The organism is Streptomyces sp. NPDC040432, assembly GCF_055595445.1.
The window spans coordinates 60,318-75,886 of record NZ_JBVIVP010000010.1 but is presented as its reverse complement, the minus strand read 5'-3'; the positions used below and the strand labels follow the sequence as shown (position 1 = coordinate 75,886).

Sequence of the window (15,569 nt, the reverse complement as noted above, 5' to 3'; positions counted from 1 at the left end):
GGACGGGTCCGCCCGGCCGGGGACCGGGCCCCGCGATGATCAGGCGCGGCCGCGGTCGGCGCGGCGGCGGGCCGCCTCGTAGAGGACGACGCCCGCCGCGACACCGGCGTTCAGCGACTCGGCGCCGCCCGGCATCGGGATGCGCACCAGGTAGTCGCAGTTCTCTCCGACGAGGCGGCCGAGGCCCTTGCCCTCGGAGCCGACGACGATGACGACGGGACCGCCGAGCGCCTCCAGGTCCTGCACCTCGTGCGTGCCTTCGGCGGCGAGGCCGACGACGGCGATGCCCGCCTTCTTGTAGTCCTGGATGGCGCGGGTCAGGTTGGTGACGCGCGAGACCGGGGTACGGGCGGCCGTGCCGGCCGAGCTCTTCCAGGCTCCGGCGGTCATGCCGGCCGCGCGGCGCTCGGGGACGACCACGCCGTGCCCGCCGAAGGCGGACACCGAGCGGACGATGGCGCCGAGGTTGCGCGGGTCGGTGACGCCGTCGAGGGCGACGATCAGCGGGTCCTCGCCGTTGTCGTACGCGGCGGCCGTGAGGTCCTCCGGGTGCGCGTACTCGTACGGCGGGACCTGGAGGACCAGGCCCTGGTGGTTGAGCCCGTTGGTCATACGGTCGAGCTCGGGGCGCGGGGCTTCCATCAGGTTGATGTTGCCGCGCTCGGCCGCGAGCTGGAGGGCCTCGCGGACGCGCTCGTCGTTGTCGATGAACTGCTGGACGTAGAGGGTGGTGGCGGGGACGCCGTCGCGCAGCGCCTCGAAGACCGGGTTGCGGCCGACGACCATCTCGCTGGTGCCCTTGGGGCCGCCGCGGCGCGGGGCCGGGCGGCGCTTGGCGGCCTGGCGGGCCATGGCGCCCGCGATGCGGTTCGCCTTGTGCTTCTTGCGGTCCTCGGCCTTGGGCGTGGGGCCCTTGCCTTCCAGGCCCTTGCGCCGCTGGCCACCGCTGCCGACCGTGGCGCCCTTCTTGTTGGACGTGCGGCGGTTCCTGCGCTGGCTGTTCCCGGCCATGACCTCTACCTGTTTTCGTTGATGCTGCGATATGTACGTATGAAGAGTGTGCCGCCCGGAGCGCCGGGCGGCACAGTCGGACTGCTCCGGGGGCTCAGCGGGGGCCGAGCGTCCAGCGCGGACCCGTCGGGCCGTCCTCGACGACGAGGCCGGACTGCTGGAGCTGGTCGCGGATGGCGTCGGCGGTCGCCCAGTCCTTGCGGGCCCGGGCGGACTCGCGCTGTTCCAGGACGAGGCGCACCAGGGTGTCCACGGCGCCGTGGAGGTCCTCGCCCCGGTCGGACTCGCCGGCCCAGTGCGGGTCGAGCGGGTCGAGGCCGAGCACGGCGAGCATGGCCCGTACCTCCGACAGGCGTGCGATGGCCGCGTCCTTGTCGTCGGCGGCGAGCGCGCTGTTGCCCTGGCGGACGGTGGTGTGGACGATGGCCAGCGCCTGCGGGACGCCCAGGTCGTCGTCCATCGCCTCCGCGAAGGCCGGCGGCACCTCGGCCGCGGCCTCGACGGGACCGCCCGCCTTCTCGATGACGCGCTGGTAGAAGCCCTCGATGCGGGCGAAGGCGGACTCCGCCTCGCGCAGTGCCTCCTCGCTGTACTCGATCATCGACCGGTAGTGCGGGGTGCCGAGGTAGTAGCGCAGCACGATCGGGCGCCACTGCTTGACCATCTCGGAGACGAGGACCGAGTTCCCGAGGGACTTGGACATCTTCTCGCCGGACATGGTGACCCAGGCGTTGTGCACCCAGTACTTCGCGAACTCGTCGCCGAAGGCCTTGGCCTGGGCGATCTCGTTCTCGTGGTGCGGGAAGATCAGGTCCAGGCCGCCGCCGTGGATGTCGAAGGCCTCGCCGAGGTACTTGTGCGCCATGGCGGAGCATTCGAGGTGCCAGCCGGGACGGCCGCGGCCCCACGGCGTCTCCCAGGAGGGCTCGCCGGGCTTGACGGACTTCCACATGGCGAAGTCGCGGGCGTCGCGCTTGCCGGTCTCGCCGGTGCTCTCCGGCTGGCGGATGTTGTCGAGTTCCTGGCGGGACAGCGAGAGGTAGCCCGGGAAGGACTTCACGTCGAAGTAGACGTTGCCCTCGGACTCGTAGGCGTGGCCGCGCTCGATGAGCCCGCGCATCATCTCGACCATCTCGGTGACGTGTCCGGTCGCGCGGGGCTCGTAGGTGGGCGGGAGGCAGCCGAGGGCGGAGTAGCCGTCGTTGAAGGCGCGCTCGTTGTCGTAACCGATGGACCACCAGGGGCGGCGCTGCTCGGCGGACTTCGCGATGATCTTGTCGTCGATGTCCGTGACGTTGCGGATGAAGGTCACGTCGTAGCCGCGGTACGCGAACCAACGGCGCATCATGTCGAAGTTCAGGCCCGACCTGATGTGGCCGATGTGCGGAGCGGCCTGCACGGTCGCGCCGCAGAGGTAGATCGAGACACAGCCCGGAACGAGCGGGGTGAAGTCACGGATCTGCCGGGCGCTGGTGTCGTACAGGCGAATAGTCACGGCATCCAGGGTAGTGCGCCTCCAGCAGTGCCCCGCGACCCTTTGGGGGCCCGGGGGTGGGGTTTGCCGCCGGAGCGGCGCCGACGGGGCGCGCACCGAGTCCCGTACGGGTGGTTTTCCCGGTTGGTGCCGGATGCGCTCCGCCGGCGCGCGGGCGCGGCCCCGGCCGGACACCTGCCCGGCGGGGCCCGGGCTCAGGCCCGGCTCGTCCGGTGGACGAGGGCGGTCGCGATGGCGGCGAGCCCTTCGGCGCGGCCGGTCAGGCCCAGACCGTCGGTGGTGGTGCCGGACACCGAGACGGGGGCGCCCGCCGCGGCCGAGAGCGCCTTCTGCGCTTCTTCGCGCCGCTTGCCGACCTTCGGGCGGACACCGATCACCTGCACGGCGATGTTGCCGATCTCGAAGCCCTCGGCCCGGACGATGCGGGCGGCTTCCGCCAGGAGGGTGACGCCCGAGGCTCCCGACCACTCCGGACGGGAGGTGCCGAAGTGGGCGCCGAGGTCTCCGACGCCGGCGGCGGAGAAGAGGGCGTCGCAGGCGGCGTGCGCGGCGACGTCACCGTCGGAGTGCCCGGCGAGGCCGTCCTCGCCCTCCCACAGCAGACCGGCGCACCACAGCTCGCGGCCCGCCTCGAAGGCGTGCACGTCGGTGCCGATGCCGACGAGGGGCATCACGGGCGCGGCGGCGGGGTCAGTAGGCATCGGTGGCCCTCCTGCGGGCGAGTACGGCCTCGGCGAGGACGAGGTCGAGCGGACGGGTGACCTTGAAGGCCTCTTCGTGGCCGGGGACGGTCACGACGGTGACTCCGAGGCGTTCCACCATGCCGGCGTCGTCGGTGGCGCCCTCGCCGAGGACGGCGATCTCCCGGTGCGCGCGCAGCAGCGTCCCCAGGTCGAAGCCCTGGGGGGTCTGGACGGCGCGCAGCCGGGCCCGCTCGGGGGTGGCGACGACCGGCTCGGGCTCGCCGGGCCCGCCCGGCTCGACCTCCTTGACGGTGTCGGCCAGCGGCAGGGCGGGGACGACGGCGGGCGCGCCGTCACGGACGGCCTCGATGACGCTGTCCACGGTGTCGACGGGGACGAGCGGGCGGGCCGCGTCGTGGATCAGTACGGAGGTGACGTCGTGCGGCAGCGCGTCCAGTCCGGCGCGCACCGATTCCTGGCGGGTCTCCCCGCCGGGGACGACCAGGACCTCGGTGCGCTCGGGCAGCGCGTGCTCGTCCATCAACCGGCGCACCTCGGCGGCCCCGTCCGAGGGGGCGACGACCACGACGAGGGACACGGCTCGGGACCGGGCCATGGCGCGGACGGCATGGATGAGCATGGGCGTCCCGCCGAGGGCCCGCAGGGCCTTGGGGGCACCGGGGCCGAGGCGTACCCCGCGGCCGGCGGCCGGGATGACGGCGGCCGTGCGGTGGGGACGCGATTCGTCAGACATCAGTAGCTCCGAGCCAGGTTTGTGACTTCGGCCGACATGGGTATGGCCTGAAGCGTGCCGGGTGCGACGCCCCTCGCCCCTTCCGTGACGACCGGTCGAGCAGGGCTGCCCGAACCCGGCACGCCAAGAAAAAAGGTGTGGGTACAGACATGCCGCAGCGCCCGGCAACAGCTCCCTCGTGGAGGAGAGAGCTTGTCATCGGGCACCGCGGCACAACTGTGTACGGTTTTCGCGTCAGGACGCGAGAACCTCGTCGAGGAGGGCCTCAGCCTTGTCCTCGTTGGTGTTCTCCGCGAGCGCGAGCTCGCTGACGAGAATCTGGCGAGCCTTCGCGAGCATGCGCTTCTCACCCGCGGAGAGTCCGCGCTCGCGCTCACGACGCCACAGGTCACGCACCACTTCGGCGACCTTGATGACATCGCCAGAAGCGAGCTTCTCCAGATTTGCCTTGTAGCGCCGGGACCAGTTCGTCGGCTCTTCTGCATACGGTGCGCGGAGCACCTCGAAGACCCGGTCCAGCCCGTCCTGGCCGACTACGTCGCGAACGCCGACGAACTCCGCATTGTCCGCAGGCACACGAACCGTCAGGTCGCCCTGGGCGACCTTGAGCACCAAGTAGGTCTTGTCCACGCCTTTGATCTGGCGAGTTTCGATGGCCTCGATCAGCGCGGCCCCGTGATGGGGATAGACCACGGTGTCGCCAACCTTGAACGTCATGTGACAGGTACCCCTTCCGTGGCTATCCAGGGTAACACGAGAACTGACTGTTATGAATGGCGTTTTCGCAGGTCAGGGCACATCTCGGGGCTTGACAACAGCGACACGAACGTGCTGCGAAGGGCTTCCGGAGGGGGGTATTCGCAGGTCGGAGGTGTTGTGCGGACCGGGCGAAACGACCACGTTACACCTGGCGGACGAGTCCACAGGAGTGACGTACGTCCCGTTTTGCCGGGTTCGGAAGCCGGAAACCGAAGTACTCCGTTCGACTGGCGGCCACCCGTACGGAGCGGGATCCGGCCCAATCCGCAATTGATCACGGAGTCGCGTTCGAGGGAATCCCGCAATTGATCACCGGGCGGCCCGCCGGCGTTATCCGGAATGCAAGATCGCCGACGCCGTCCAGGGCCGCGCGTCCGCTGCGGAGGGTCGGGTGCGGGGCCGGGGCGGCGGCTCGGTAACCTAAGCGCGCTGACACACCCTTAGGGCGGCTTTACCTCGGCCGTCCCGAGCGTCCACCCTTCCGTCCGTACGTCCTAGGAGTTGCCGCCGCCGTGAGCCGCAGCCTTCGACGCGGCGCCCTCGCCGCTTCTGCCGTCGTGTTCTCGATCGCTTCGCTCGCCGCGTGCGGTGCGGGCAACGACGCTCAGACTCTCCAGATCAAGCCGGACAACGCCGCCACCACCAAGGGCGACATCCAGATCCAGAACGCCTTGGTGATCACCCAGGCGGAGAAGGAGAAGAAGGGTCCGGCCGTCGTCTCCGCGACCGTCTTCAACAACGGCACCAAGCCGCAGACCCTGGAGGGCATCACCCTCAAGGGTGGCAAGTCCAAGGTCGTCCTGAAGGCGGCGGAGGGCACCGGCAAGATCACCGTGCCCGCCGGCGGCTCCGTGGTGCTGGGCGGCAAGGGCAACGCCTCCGCCGTGATCGAGGGCGGCCGCACGGCCGTCGAGGACGGCAACGTGCAGGAGGTCGTCTTCGACCTGAGCAGCACCGGCGACGTCCCGCTCCAGGCCTTCATCGTGCCGGCCTCCGGGATGTACGCGGGCTACGGCCCGACCGAGGCCCCGGCAGCGCCCTCCGCCGGCCCGTCCGCCTCCCCCTCGGGTTCGCCCTCCGGCGTCCCGGCGAACGCACCGTCCGGATCCCCGTCCGGTTCGCCCTCGGGCGCCGCGGGCGCGCCGTCGGGCAAGCCGTCCGGCTCCGCCTCGCACAGCGCGGGCCACTGAGGCCCGGCGCGGAACGCGCCACGTACACGGGGAAGGCCCCCAGCCGATGCGGCTGGGGGCCTTCCCCGTTGTCGGTGCGGGCACCGTGGTGCGGCGCGCCGCTTCGGTTGCGCGGCGCCCCGGTGTCTACGGCTCGAACTTGTAGCCCAGGCCGCGGACCGTCACCAGGTAGCGCGGCGCGCCCGGGTCCGGTTCGATCTTGGCGCGCAGGCGCTTGACGTGGACGTCCAGGGTCTTGGTGTCGCCGACGTAGTCCGCGCCCCACACCCGGTCGATGAGCTGCATGCGGGTGAGCACCCGGCCCGCGTTGCGCAGCAGCATCTCCAGCAGGTCGAACTCCTTCAGCGGGAGGTCCACCTTGCCCCCGCCGACGGTGACCACGTGCCGGTCGACGTCCATCCGTACCGGACCGGCCTCCAGGGCCGCCGGCGTGACCTCCTCCGGCTCGCCGCGGCGGCGCAGGACCGCGCGGATGCGGGCGACCAGCTCCCGCGAGGAGAAGGGCTTGGTGACGTAGTCGTCGGCTCCTATCTCCAGCCCGACGACCTTGTCGATCTCGCTGTCCTTGGCGGTCACCATGATCACGGGAACGTTGGAACGGCCGCGCAGCTGCCGGCAGACCTCGGTGCCGGGCAGGCCGGGCAGCATCAGGTCGAGGAGGACGAGGTCGGCGCCGTTGCGCTCGAACTCGTCGAGCCCGTCGGGCCCGGTCGCCGCGATCGCGACCTCGAAGCCTTCCTTGCGGAGCATGTAGGACAGGGCGTCGCTGAAGGATTCCTCATCCTCGACGACGAGCACTCGGGTCACGGAAGGACCTCCGGGGCAGGGATGACTGGTTCTGTTTCGGGCAGGGGTCGGGCGGGTGCGGTGGCCGGCGCGGGCGCCGGCGCGGGTGCCTCGGGGAGTCGCAGGGTGAACGTGGAGCCCTGGCCCTCCGAGCTCCATACCGACACCTCCCCGCCGTGCGAGGCCGCCACGTGCTTCACGATCGCGAGGCCGAGGCCGGTTCCTCCCGTGGCGCGGGAGCGGGCCGGGTCCACGCGGTAGAAGCGCTCGAAGACGCGCTCGCGGTCCTTCTCCGGGATGCCGATGCCCTGGTCGGTCACGGCTATCTCGATCAAGTCTCCACCCGGCGCGGTCACCCGGCGCGCGGCGATGCCGACGCGGGTGCGGGCCGGGCTGTAGTTGACGGCGTTCTCCACCAGGTTGCCGAGAGCTGCGGCCAGCTGCCCCCGGTGTCCCCATACCCGCAGGTCGGCGGTGCCGCCGGCGGCCATGGTGATCTGTTTGGAGGTGGCCGTGTGGCGGCAGCGGTCGATGGCCTCGGCCACCAGCGTGTCCACGCGTACGGGCTCGGCGTCCTCCAGGGCCTCGTCGTTCTGCACCCGGGAGAGGTCGATCAGTTCCTGTACGAGGTTGATCAGACGGGCCGACTCGATCTGCATGCGGCCCGCGAAGCGGCTGACCGCCTCGGGGTCGTCGGAGGCGTCCATGACCGCTTCCGACAGCAGGGAGATCGCGCCCACGGGGGTCTTCAGCTCGTGCGACACGTTCGCGACGAAGTCACGGCGCACCGCCTCGATGCGGCGGGCCTCCGTGAGGTCCTCGACGAGCAGCAGCACGAGCCGGGAGCCCAGCGGGGCGACGCGCGCCGAGACCGCGAGGGCCTCGCCGCGGCCGGTGCCGCGGCGCGGCAGGTCGAGTTCGATCTGTCGTATCTCCCCGTCCCGGCGGGTGTCGCGGGCCATGTGGAGCATCGGTTCCACGGCGAGCTTGCCGCCGCGGACCAGGCCGAGGGCGTACGCCGCCGAGCTGGCCTTGACCACCGCGTCGCCCTCGTCGAGGACGACGGCGGAGGAGCGGAGCACGGAGAGCACCGTGTCCACGCCGGGCGGGAGCACCGCGTTGATGTCGGGGCGCATGGAGCTCCGGGTGGGGCGGGCCTGGTCGCGCTCGCTCCAGCGGAACGCCAGCATCGCGATCACACCGGTGCAAAGACCGGCGATCGCTGCAGCTGCGGCGACCGCCGCGTTCACGTCCATGCATCCAGGTTAAGCAGGCACGACGGCACTTCCACAGCCGTTCGGGTGGCACCTCGAACAGTCGTCGCCCAGAGTTCACCCTGGCGACGGGGTTGATTCACTTGTGGTGTCGGAGTCGGACGCGTTCAGGGCCGAACGTGTCAACGTGGGGCAGGAAGCCACGCAGCAGTAGGCGAGTCGGCGAGAGAGGGACACCAATGCGGGACGCGTACCACGAGGAACTGGACTCGATCGGAGAAAGCCTGGTCGAGATGGCCCGGCTCGTCGGTTCCGCGATCGGGCGGGCCACCACCTCCATGCTCGACGCCGACCTGAAGCTCGCGGAGAGCGTCATCGCAGCCGACCAGAAGGTGGACGACCTCCAGCACGACCTGGAGGCCCGCGCGATCGCGCTGCTGGCCCGCCAGCAGCCGGTCGCCACGGACCTGCGCATCGTCGTCACGTCGCTGCGGATGAGCGCGGACCTGGAGCGCTCCGGCGACCTCGCCCAGCACGTGGCGAAGCTGGCACGGCTGCGCTTCCCGGACCGCGCGGTGCCGCGCGACCTGCACGCGACCATCCTGGAGATGGGGCAGCTGGCGCAGCGGCTGATGGCGAAGGCGGCCGAGGTCATCATCACGAAGGACGTCGACCTGGCACTCCAGCTGGAGCAGGACGACGACGAGATGGACCAGCTGCACCGCACGCTGTTCCAGCACCTGATGGACGACCGCTGGAAGCACGGCATCGAGACGGCGGTCGACGTGACGCTGCTGGGCCGCTACTACGAGCGCTTCGCGGACCACGCGGTGTCGGTCGCGAAGCGCGTCGTCTACCTGGTGACGGGTGAGCACGCGGACGAGCTCCAGCAGCCGACGCAGGTCGACGGGGTCTGAGGGCCGGGGCGCGGGGCGGCGGCGGGTCCGTTCGACCCCTTGTGCGGCGGCTCGCTTCAATGCGCCGTTGACGCGCCCGTGCGGCTGGGCATGAATGAGGGCGAAGGCAACCGCAACCGCGTACTCGTACGACCTGCCGTGCGTGCCCCCACGAGGAGGATCCATGCCCGATTCCCCCGTCCCCATCACCCCGGAACAGGAGCAGCCGCCGCGGCCCGAGCCGCTGCGCCTGCCCCTGCTCGCGGCCTGCGGCTGCGGATCGGGCTGCGGCTGCGGCTGCCAGTCCGGTGCGCCCTGCCAGTGCGGCGGCTGAACCCCGTCCGTTCCAGAAGGGCCCCTTCCCGTGTCCCGGGGAGGGGCCCTTCGCCTTTCCGCGCGCCGGCCCCGGTTCCCGGACGGCCCCCGCCGCCGGGTTCGGTCGCCCGCCGCCGGGTTCAGTCGCCGGTGTTGGTCGCCCAGACCGGTCGACCACTTCCGTCGTAGACGACGACGTTGCCGTCGTCCTGGACGGCCAGGTAGCGGCCCCTGTTCCAGGTGCCGGCGGCCCAGACGGGGTTGCCGGAGCGGTCGTAGACGACGAAGTTGCCGTCCTCCTGCATGACGGCGGTCTCGGCCTTGGGCCACACGTTGGGGGCCTGCCAGGCGGGGTTGCCGTCCTTGTAGAGGACGAAGTTCCCGTCGCCCTGCACGCGCAGGACGGCCCGGCCGTTGCCGGAGGTCCACGCCTGGTTCTTGCGGAGGGTGGCGGGGGCGTGGAAGTGCGCGTCGCTGCGCGCGACGGACGCGGCGGCACCGGCGGGCGCGGCCGGAGCGGCGTCGGCGGCCGGCACGGAGGCCATGGCGGGCAGCAGGGCGAGGACGAGCGCGGGGAGACCGCGCCGCACGAAGTTCTTGATCATGGCCACGGTTCTAGCCCCGTACCGCCTCCCCGGCCCAGCGCAGAAACGAATCGATCACCCGTACGGCCGATCAACTTCAACGCCGAAACGGCACTTCACGTGGGGGCGGATCCGGGTGCGGGGCCGGACGCTCCGGGCTCCTCGCCTCGCGCCGCCGTCGGGACCCGCGCCCTGCGCTCCTGCGGCACGGTGGCCTCGTAGAGGGCCACGATCCTCTCCTTGCCCTCCCTCGGCTCGAACATCACCCCGCCGTCCCCGGGATGGGGACGCCGGTGATCGAACCCACCGGGAAGGATGTCGCCGGGAATGCCCTCCGGGAAGGCGGCACAGGTGGCGACGTACCGGTCGGCCGTGTTCCGGGAGTCGGGATCGCGACGCCGCCGCAGGAGCGCGCAGGCATCACACAGCACGGGCCTTCGACGCATGGCGCTCACTTCCCGCAGGCACGTGAAAACGCCTCCCGCCCCGCGCCGTATGCGCGGGGCGGGAGGCGTGATCGCGGGGACTACTTCTTCTTGCCCTGGTTCTTGACGGCCTCGATGGCGGCCGCGGCGGCGGTCGGGTCGAGGTAGGTGCCGCCCGGGTTCAGGGGCTTGAACGCGGCGTCCAGTTCGTAGGCCAGCGGGATGCCGGTCGGGATGTTCAGGCCGGCGATGGCCTCGTCGGAGATCCCGTCCAGGTGCTTGACCAGGGCGCGGAGGCTGTTGCCGTGGGCGGCGACCAGGACGGTGCGGCCCGCGAGGAGGTCGGGGACGATGCCGTCGTACCAGTACGGCAGCATCCGGACGACGACGTCCTTGAGGCACTCGGTGCGCGGACGCAGCTCCGGCGGGATCGTCGCGTAGCGGGGGTCGCCCGACTGGGAGAACTCCGTGCCGTCCTCAAGGGCCGGCGGCGGGGTGTCGTACGAGCGGCGCCACAGCATGAACTGCTCCTCGCCGAACTCGGCGAGGGTCTGGGCCTTGTCCTTGCCCTGGAGGGCGCCGTAGTGGCGCTCGTTCAGGCGCCAGGAGCGGTGCACCGGGATCCAGTGGCGGTCGGCGGCCTCCAGCGCGAGCTGGGAGGTGCGGATCGCGCGCTTCTGGAGCGAGGTGTGCACCACGTCGGGCAGCAGGCCGGCGTCCTTGAGCAGCTCACCGCCGCGGACCGCCTCCTTCTCGCCCTTTTCGTTGAGATTGACGTCCACCCAGCCGGTGAACAGGTTCTTCGCGTTCCACTCGCTCTCGCCGTGACGGAGCAGGATCAGCTTGTACGGTGCGTCGGCCATGTGTACGAGCCTAGTGGACTCCCCGGGGCGCTCGCGCGCGGTGTGGGCCGCCTTCGATTGACGGATGGTGACAATTGAGTGGCCGTCCAAGGATCGTGGATCGTAATGTGCCGAGACGTCAGGAGACACTTACATATCCCGGGGGGATCCTTATGTCCGTTGAGAGTTTGAGACGGGCTGCCCGGGAGAGCGTGTCGGGTCTGCCGAGGGCGTTCTGGTGGCTGTGGGCGAGCACGCTCGTGAACCGGCTCGGGGCCTTCGTCGCCACTTTCATGACCTTGTACCTGACCTTGGACCGGGGCTACTCGGCCACCTTCGCGGGACTCGTGGTCGCCCTGCACGGGCTGGGCGGGGTGATGTCGTCGCTCGTGGCGGGGGTGATGACCGACCGGCTGGGTCGGCGTCCGACGCTGCTGGTGGCACAGGCGTCGACGGCGTTCTCGGTGGCCCTGCTGGGGTTCATGGAGCATCCGGCGGCGATCGCGGCGGTGGCGATGCTGGTCGGGATGACCTCGAACGCCTCGCGGCCGGCGGTGTCGGCGATGATGGCGGACATCGTCCGGCCCGAGGACCGGGTACGGGCCTTCGCGCTGAACTACTGGGCGATCAACCTCGGCTTCGGGATCAGCGCGGCGGTGGCCGGACTGGTGGCCGAGTACAGCTACCTGGCGGGGTTCCTGGGCGAGGCGGCCCTGACGCTGGCGTGCGCGGTGCTGGTGTACGTGAAGCTGCCGGAGTCGCGGCCGGAGCGGAGCGCCGTCGGGCAGGGGGTCGCCCCCGAGCCGGAGGTCGGCATGGGGACGGTGCTGCGGGACGGCCGGTTCATGGGGGTCGTCGGGCTGTCCTTCGTCATTTCGTTGATCTTCACGCAGGGCTCGGTGGGGTTGCCGGTGGCGATGGGTGCGGCCGGCTTCTCGCCGGCCGAGTACGGCCTGGTCATCGCGGCCAACGGGCTGCTGATCGTGGTGCTCCAGATCCCGGTGACGCGGTTCATCGAGCACCGGGACCCGCGCAAGTTGCTGGTGGCCTCGGCGCTGCTGGCGGGGTACGGGTTCGCGATGACGGCCTTCGCCGGGCCGCTGTGGGCGTACGCGCTGACGGTCTGCGTGTGGACGCTGGCGGAGATCGTGAACTCGCCGATCCAGATGGGGCTCGTCGTGCGGCTGTCGCCGGTGCACGGGCGGGGGCGCTACCAGGGGATGTACACGATGTCGTGGGCGGTGGCCTCGCTGGTGGCCCCGCTCATGGCCGGGATCGTCATGGACCGGCTGGGTGCGAACTGGCTGTGGGCGACCACCGGGGTACTGGGGACGGTCGCGGCGCTGGGGTACTGGCTGTTGATGCGGAACCTGCCGCAGGGCATCGGGTCCGACGGGACGGGCGGGCGGAGCGGCGACGGTGGCGGGCCAGCGGGCGTCGGGAAGGGCGAGCAGGGGCTCGTGATCGACGCGGTCGCCGTCGCGGGCACGGGTGACGGGAAGTCGGTCGACGCCGCGAAGCCGGTCACCGCGGTGCCGGCGGCGTAGCCGGGCTCCGGGCGGGGCGGCCTCCGGGCGCGCGACCGGGCGCGCGACCGGGCTCCGGGCGGGGGCGTCGGGTGACCGGCGCCGTCACGCCCCCGGCGTCGGGGGCGCCGCGTCCGCCTCGCGGGACGGACCGGTCAGGTGCTTGAAGGCGTCCAGGTTGCGGGTCGACTCGCCGCGGGAGACCCGCCACTCGTACTCGCGTCGGATCGCGCCCGCGAAGCCGAGTTCCAGCAGGGTGTTGAAGGCGCCGTCGGCGGCCTCCAGGACGGTGCCGAGCAGTCGGTCGAGGTCGTCCGGGGTGATGACGGACAGCGGGAGGCGGGCCGTCAGGTAGACGTCGCCGAGCGGGTCGACGGCGTAGGCCATCCCGTACAGCTTGAGGTTGCGCTCCAGCAGCCAGCGGTGGACGCCGGCCTCGTTCTCGTCCGGGTGGCGGATCACGAAGGCGTTGACGGAGAGGGAGTGCTTGCCGACGCGCAGGGAGCAGGTGGTGCTCAGCTTGCGGGTGCCGGGGAGTTGGACGACGTACGAGCCCGGTTCGCGGCTCTCCCAGTCCAGCTCGGCGTCGGTCAGGACGCTCTCGATGATCGCGGCGGTGTCAGCCATGGTGGGAGCGTACGCGACGGCGATGATCATGCATGGCCGCGGTGTAGACGTCGGCGGTGCCGCTGGCGGCGGTGTCCCAGCCGAAGAACTGCGCGTGCCGCGCGGCCTGCCCGCCCATGATGTCGGCCAGCCCCGGTTCGTCGACGAAGCGTCGCAGCTCGCGGGCGTAGTCGACCGGGTCGTGGCCGGGTACGAGGATGCCCGTGACCCCGTCGTTGACGGCGACGGGCAGGCCGCCGACCGCGGCGGCGAGGACGGGCGTGCCGGTCGCCTGGGCCTCGATGGCGACGAGCCCGAAGGACTCGTTGTACGACGGCATGACCAGCACGGACGCGGCGCGGAACCAGTCGGCGAGCCGGTCCTGGTCCACCGGCGGGTGGAAGTGCACGAGGTCGGCGATGCCCAGCTTCGCGGCGAGCTTCTGGAGCCCCTCCGGCTTGGCGAGGCCACTGCCGCTGGGACCGCCGACGACGGGGACGAAGAGGCGGCGGCGCAGCGACGGGTCCTGACCGACCAGCTCGGCGACGGCCCGCAGCAGGATGTCGGGGGCCTTCAGCGGCTGGATGCGGCCGGCGAAGAGGGGGATCACGGCGTCCTGCGGGAGTCCGAGGCGGGCCCGGGCGGCGGCGCGGCCGTCGGCGACGGTGAAGCGGTCGAGGTTGACGCCGGGATGCACGACGGCGACCTTGCCCGGGTCGGCCTCGTAGTGGCGCACGAGCTCGTCGGCCTCCTCGGCGGTGTTCGCGATGAGGCGGTCCGCGGCGGAGACGATCTGGGTCTCGCCGATGACGCGGGCGGCCGGCTCGGGGGTGTCGCCGACGGCGAGCGCCGCGTTCTTGACCTTGGCCATGGTGTGCATGGCGTGGACGAGGGGGACGCCCCAGCGTTCGGCGGCGAGCCAGCCGACGTGGCCGGAGAGCCAGTAGTGGGAGTGGACGAGGTCGTAGTAGCCGGGGCGGTGACCGGCCCAGGCCTGCATGACACCGTGGGTGAAGGCGCAGAGCTGGGCGGGCAGCTCCTCCTTGGCGAGGCCCTCGTAGGGGCCGGCGTCCACGTGCCGTACGAGGACCCCGGGCGCGAGCTGGACGGCGGGCGGCAGGCCGCCGGTGGTGGCCCGGGTGAAGATCTCGACCTCGATGTTGATCGCGGCGAGGCGCTTGGCGAGCTCGACGATGTACACGTTCATGCCACCGGCGTCGCCGGTCCCGGGCTGGTGCAGCGGTGAGGTGTGCACGCTGAGCATGGCGACGCGGCGCGGCTTGCGGTGGTGACCGACGGCCGGCAGGCGCAGTCGCGGCGTGTCGTTGCGGGTGCCGCGACCGGCGGAGAGGCGTCCGCTGAGGCTGCCGAGACGGGACACGTACTGGCTCAAGGGAGCAGTTCCTCTCGCTCGGACGACGCGCTGGACGACGCGCTCGGACGGTGGTGGCGGGCCGCCCCGCGGGGCGGCATGGCTGCGGGGGCGCTGTGGGCGCCCTGCAAGGAGTGCAACCCGGACGGCCGTCGCCCGCATTCCGGGGCGGGCGGACTTCCTTCGCTGTTTACCGGTTTTTTATCCGACGACGGCCCTCCGCTTAGGCTCGGCGCATGGCCTCCCGCAGCACTCCACCGCCCCCGAAGCGCCCCGTGGGCACCGTGACGCGGGGGACGACCAACCCGAATCGACTGCGCCGCATGGATCGCTGGATCGCGGCGGCGCACGGAGCCGCGCTCCGGCGGGCGGACGCGCCGGTGGCGGTGGACCTCGGGTACGGGGCGGCGCCCTGGACGGCGGTGGAGCTGCTGACGCGGCTGCGGGAGGCGGCGCCGGCGGTGCGGGTGGTCGGCATCGAGATCGAGCCGGCGCGGGTCGCGGGGGCCAAGCCGTACGAGCGGGAGGGGCTGAGCTTCCGGCACGGCGGTTTCGAGGTGCCGTTGGACGGGGGCGAGCGGCCGGCCCTGATCCGCGCGGCGAACGTGCTGCGGCAGTACGACGAGGAACAGGTCGCCCAGGTGTGGGAGCGGCTCCGCGCGCGGCTGGCCCCGGGCGGGCTGCTCGTGGAGGGAACGTGCGACGAGATCGGGCGGCGGCACGTGTGGGTGGCGCTCGGGCCGGAGGGGGCGCGCACGGTGACCTTCGCGGCGCGGCTGGCCTCCCTGGAGCGCCCGTCGGACCTGGCGGAGCGGCTGCCCAAGGCGCTGATCCACCGGAACGTGCCGGGCGAGCCGGTCCACGCGTTCCTGCGGGACTTCGACCGGGCGTGGGCGGCCTCGGCCCCGTACGCCTCGTACGGGGCGCGGCAGCGGTGGATGCGGACGGCGCGGGCGTTGTCCGCCGACTGGCCGCTGGCGGACGGTCCGGTGCGCTGGAGGCAGGGGGAACTGACGGTGCGGTGGGAGGCGTTGCGCCCGGCGGGGTGAACCTCTCCGGACGGGGAACCGGCGCCGTGGGCGGGCCGTTGAGTCGGCAGGGGTGGGCGGGG

General features: G+C 71.9%; 17 protein-coding genes. 5 read left to right on the top strand and 12 right to left on the bottom strand.

Translation table 11 applies throughout. From position 1 onward, the window contains the following. Positions 1–39: 39 nt before the first annotated feature. The 5 genes from rlmB to ACZ58N_RS21555 form a co-directional block, all read right to left on the bottom strand. The gene (rlmB, locus tag ACZ58N_RS21575) at positions 40–1,011 is read right to left on the bottom strand and encodes a 23S rRNA (guanosine(2251)-2'-O)-methyltransferase RlmB (protein WP_471162212.1); all 972 of its coding nucleotides are present in this window, start codon (positions 1,009–1,011) and stop codon (positions 40–42) included. A gap of 94 nt (positions 1,012–1,105) precedes the next feature. Then, complete coding sequence (cysS, locus tag ACZ58N_RS21570) at positions 1,106–2,506, bottom strand: cysteine--tRNA ligase (RefSeq protein WP_389705054.1); 1,401 nt, start codon at positions 2,504–2,506, stop codon at positions 1,106–1,108. Positions 2,507–2,700: 194 nt separating this feature from the next. Beyond that, positions 2,701–3,207 carry a 2-C-methyl-D-erythritol 2,4-cyclodiphosphate synthase gene (gene ispF / locus ACZ58N_RS21565; RefSeq protein ID WP_471162209.1) on the bottom strand — a complete coding sequence of 169 codons (507 nt, stop codon included), beginning with the start codon at positions 3,205–3,207 and terminating at the stop codon, positions 2,701–2,703. Further along, positions 3,197–3,943 carry a 2-C-methyl-D-erythritol 4-phosphate cytidylyltransferase gene (ispD, locus tag ACZ58N_RS21560; protein ID WP_471162207.1) on the bottom strand — a complete coding sequence of 249 codons (747 nt, stop codon included), beginning with the start codon at positions 3,941–3,943 and terminating at the stop codon, positions 3,197–3,199. Before ispD ends, ispF begins: the two co-directional genes overlap by 11 nt. A 234-nt stretch (positions 3,944–4,177) precedes the next feature. After that, a complete protein-coding gene (locus ACZ58N_RS21555; RefSeq protein ID WP_003953493.1) occupies positions 4,178–4,660 on the bottom strand; it encodes a CarD family transcriptional regulator in 483 nt (160 codons plus the stop codon). Positions 4,661–5,214: 554 nt separating this feature from the next. Between ACZ58N_RS21555 and ACZ58N_RS21550 the strand changes: the two genes are divergently transcribed. Then, the gene (locus tag ACZ58N_RS21550) at positions 5,215–5,892 is read left to right on the top strand and encodes a DUF461 domain-containing protein (RefSeq protein WP_471162206.1); all 678 of its coding nucleotides are present in this window, start codon (positions 5,215–5,217) and stop codon (positions 5,890–5,892) included. Between the two features lie 126 nt (positions 5,893–6,018). On the opposite strand, the gene phoP is transcribed toward ACZ58N_RS21550, so the two are convergent. Both phoP and phoR read right to left on the bottom strand, forming a co-directional pair. Next, positions 6,019–6,690 (bottom strand): two-component system response regulator PhoP, encoded by a 672-nt coding sequence (phoP, locus tag ACZ58N_RS21545; RefSeq protein WP_008743935.1) that lies wholly within the window; start codon positions 6,688–6,690, stop codon positions 6,019–6,021. A 5-nt stretch (positions 6,691–6,695) separates the two neighbouring features. Beyond that, positions 6,696–7,934: a two-component system sensor histidine kinase PhoR gene (gene phoR / locus ACZ58N_RS21540; RefSeq protein ID WP_471162204.1), complete on the bottom strand. Its 1,239-nt coding sequence runs from the start codon at positions 7,932–7,934 to the stop codon at positions 6,696–6,698. A gap of 197 nt (positions 7,935–8,131) precedes the next feature. Here phoR and phoU point away from each other — a divergent pair, with 197 nt between their 5' ends. Both phoU and ACZ58N_RS21530 read left to right on the top strand, forming a co-directional pair. After that, on the top strand, positions 8,132–8,809 hold the full coding sequence (gene phoU / locus ACZ58N_RS21535) for a phosphate signaling complex protein PhoU (RefSeq protein WP_042813786.1): 678 nt from the start codon (positions 8,132–8,134) through the stop codon (positions 8,807–8,809). Positions 8,810–8,972: 163 nt separating this feature from the next. Continuing rightward, complete coding sequence (locus tag ACZ58N_RS21530) at positions 8,973–9,122, top strand: hypothetical protein (RefSeq protein WP_167344738.1); 150 nt, start codon at positions 8,973–8,975, stop codon at positions 9,120–9,122. Between the two features lie 121 nt (positions 9,123–9,243). On the opposite strand, the gene ACZ58N_RS21525 is transcribed toward ACZ58N_RS21530, so the two are convergent. The 3 genes from ACZ58N_RS21525 to ACZ58N_RS21515 form a co-directional block, all read right to left on the bottom strand. Further along, a complete protein-coding gene (locus tag ACZ58N_RS21525; RefSeq protein ID WP_471162203.1) occupies positions 9,244–9,708 on the bottom strand; it encodes a hypothetical protein in 465 nt (154 codons plus the stop codon). A 95-nt stretch (positions 9,709–9,803) separates the two neighbouring features. Further along, positions 9,804–10,133, bottom strand: a complete 330-nt coding sequence (locus ACZ58N_RS21520; RefSeq protein WP_471162201.1) for a hypothetical protein — start codon at positions 10,131–10,133, stop codon at positions 9,804–9,806. An 80-nt stretch (positions 10,134–10,213) separates the two neighbouring features. Next, positions 10,214–10,975, bottom strand: coding sequence for a phosphoglyceromutase (locus ACZ58N_RS21515; RefSeq protein WP_389705065.1), 762 nt, complete (start codon positions 10,973–10,975; stop codon positions 10,214–10,216). Between the two features lie 152 nt (positions 10,976–11,127). Here ACZ58N_RS21515 and ACZ58N_RS21510 point away from each other — a divergent pair, with 152 nt between their 5' ends. Further along, positions 11,128–12,501 carry an MDR family MFS transporter gene (locus tag ACZ58N_RS21510; protein WP_471162198.1) on the top strand — a complete coding sequence of 458 codons (1,374 nt, stop codon included), beginning with the start codon at positions 11,128–11,130 and terminating at the stop codon, positions 12,499–12,501. A gap of 84 nt (positions 12,502–12,585) precedes the next feature. Here ACZ58N_RS21510 and ACZ58N_RS21505 read toward each other — a convergent pair whose 3' ends face one another. Together ACZ58N_RS21505 and mshA are read right to left on the bottom strand one after the other, a co-directional pair. Continuing rightward, positions 12,586–13,107 carry a type III secretion system chaperone family protein gene (locus ACZ58N_RS21505; RefSeq protein WP_471162196.1) on the bottom strand — a complete coding sequence of 174 codons (522 nt, stop codon included), beginning with the start codon at positions 13,105–13,107 and terminating at the stop codon, positions 12,586–12,588. After that, the gene (gene mshA / locus ACZ58N_RS21500) at positions 13,100–14,479 is read right to left on the bottom strand and encodes a D-inositol-3-phosphate glycosyltransferase (protein ID WP_471162193.1); all 1,380 of its coding nucleotides are present in this window, start codon (positions 14,477–14,479) and stop codon (positions 13,100–13,102) included. The genes ACZ58N_RS21505 and mshA overlap by 8 nt, the downstream gene beginning before the upstream one ends. A 215-nt stretch (positions 14,480–14,694) precedes the next feature. Between mshA and ACZ58N_RS21495 the strand changes: the two genes are divergently transcribed. Continuing rightward, positions 14,695–15,507: a class I SAM-dependent methyltransferase gene (locus tag ACZ58N_RS21495; protein WP_471162190.1), complete on the top strand. Its 813-nt coding sequence runs from the start codon at positions 14,695–14,697 to the stop codon at positions 15,505–15,507. Positions 15,508–15,569: the final 62 nt, after the last annotated feature.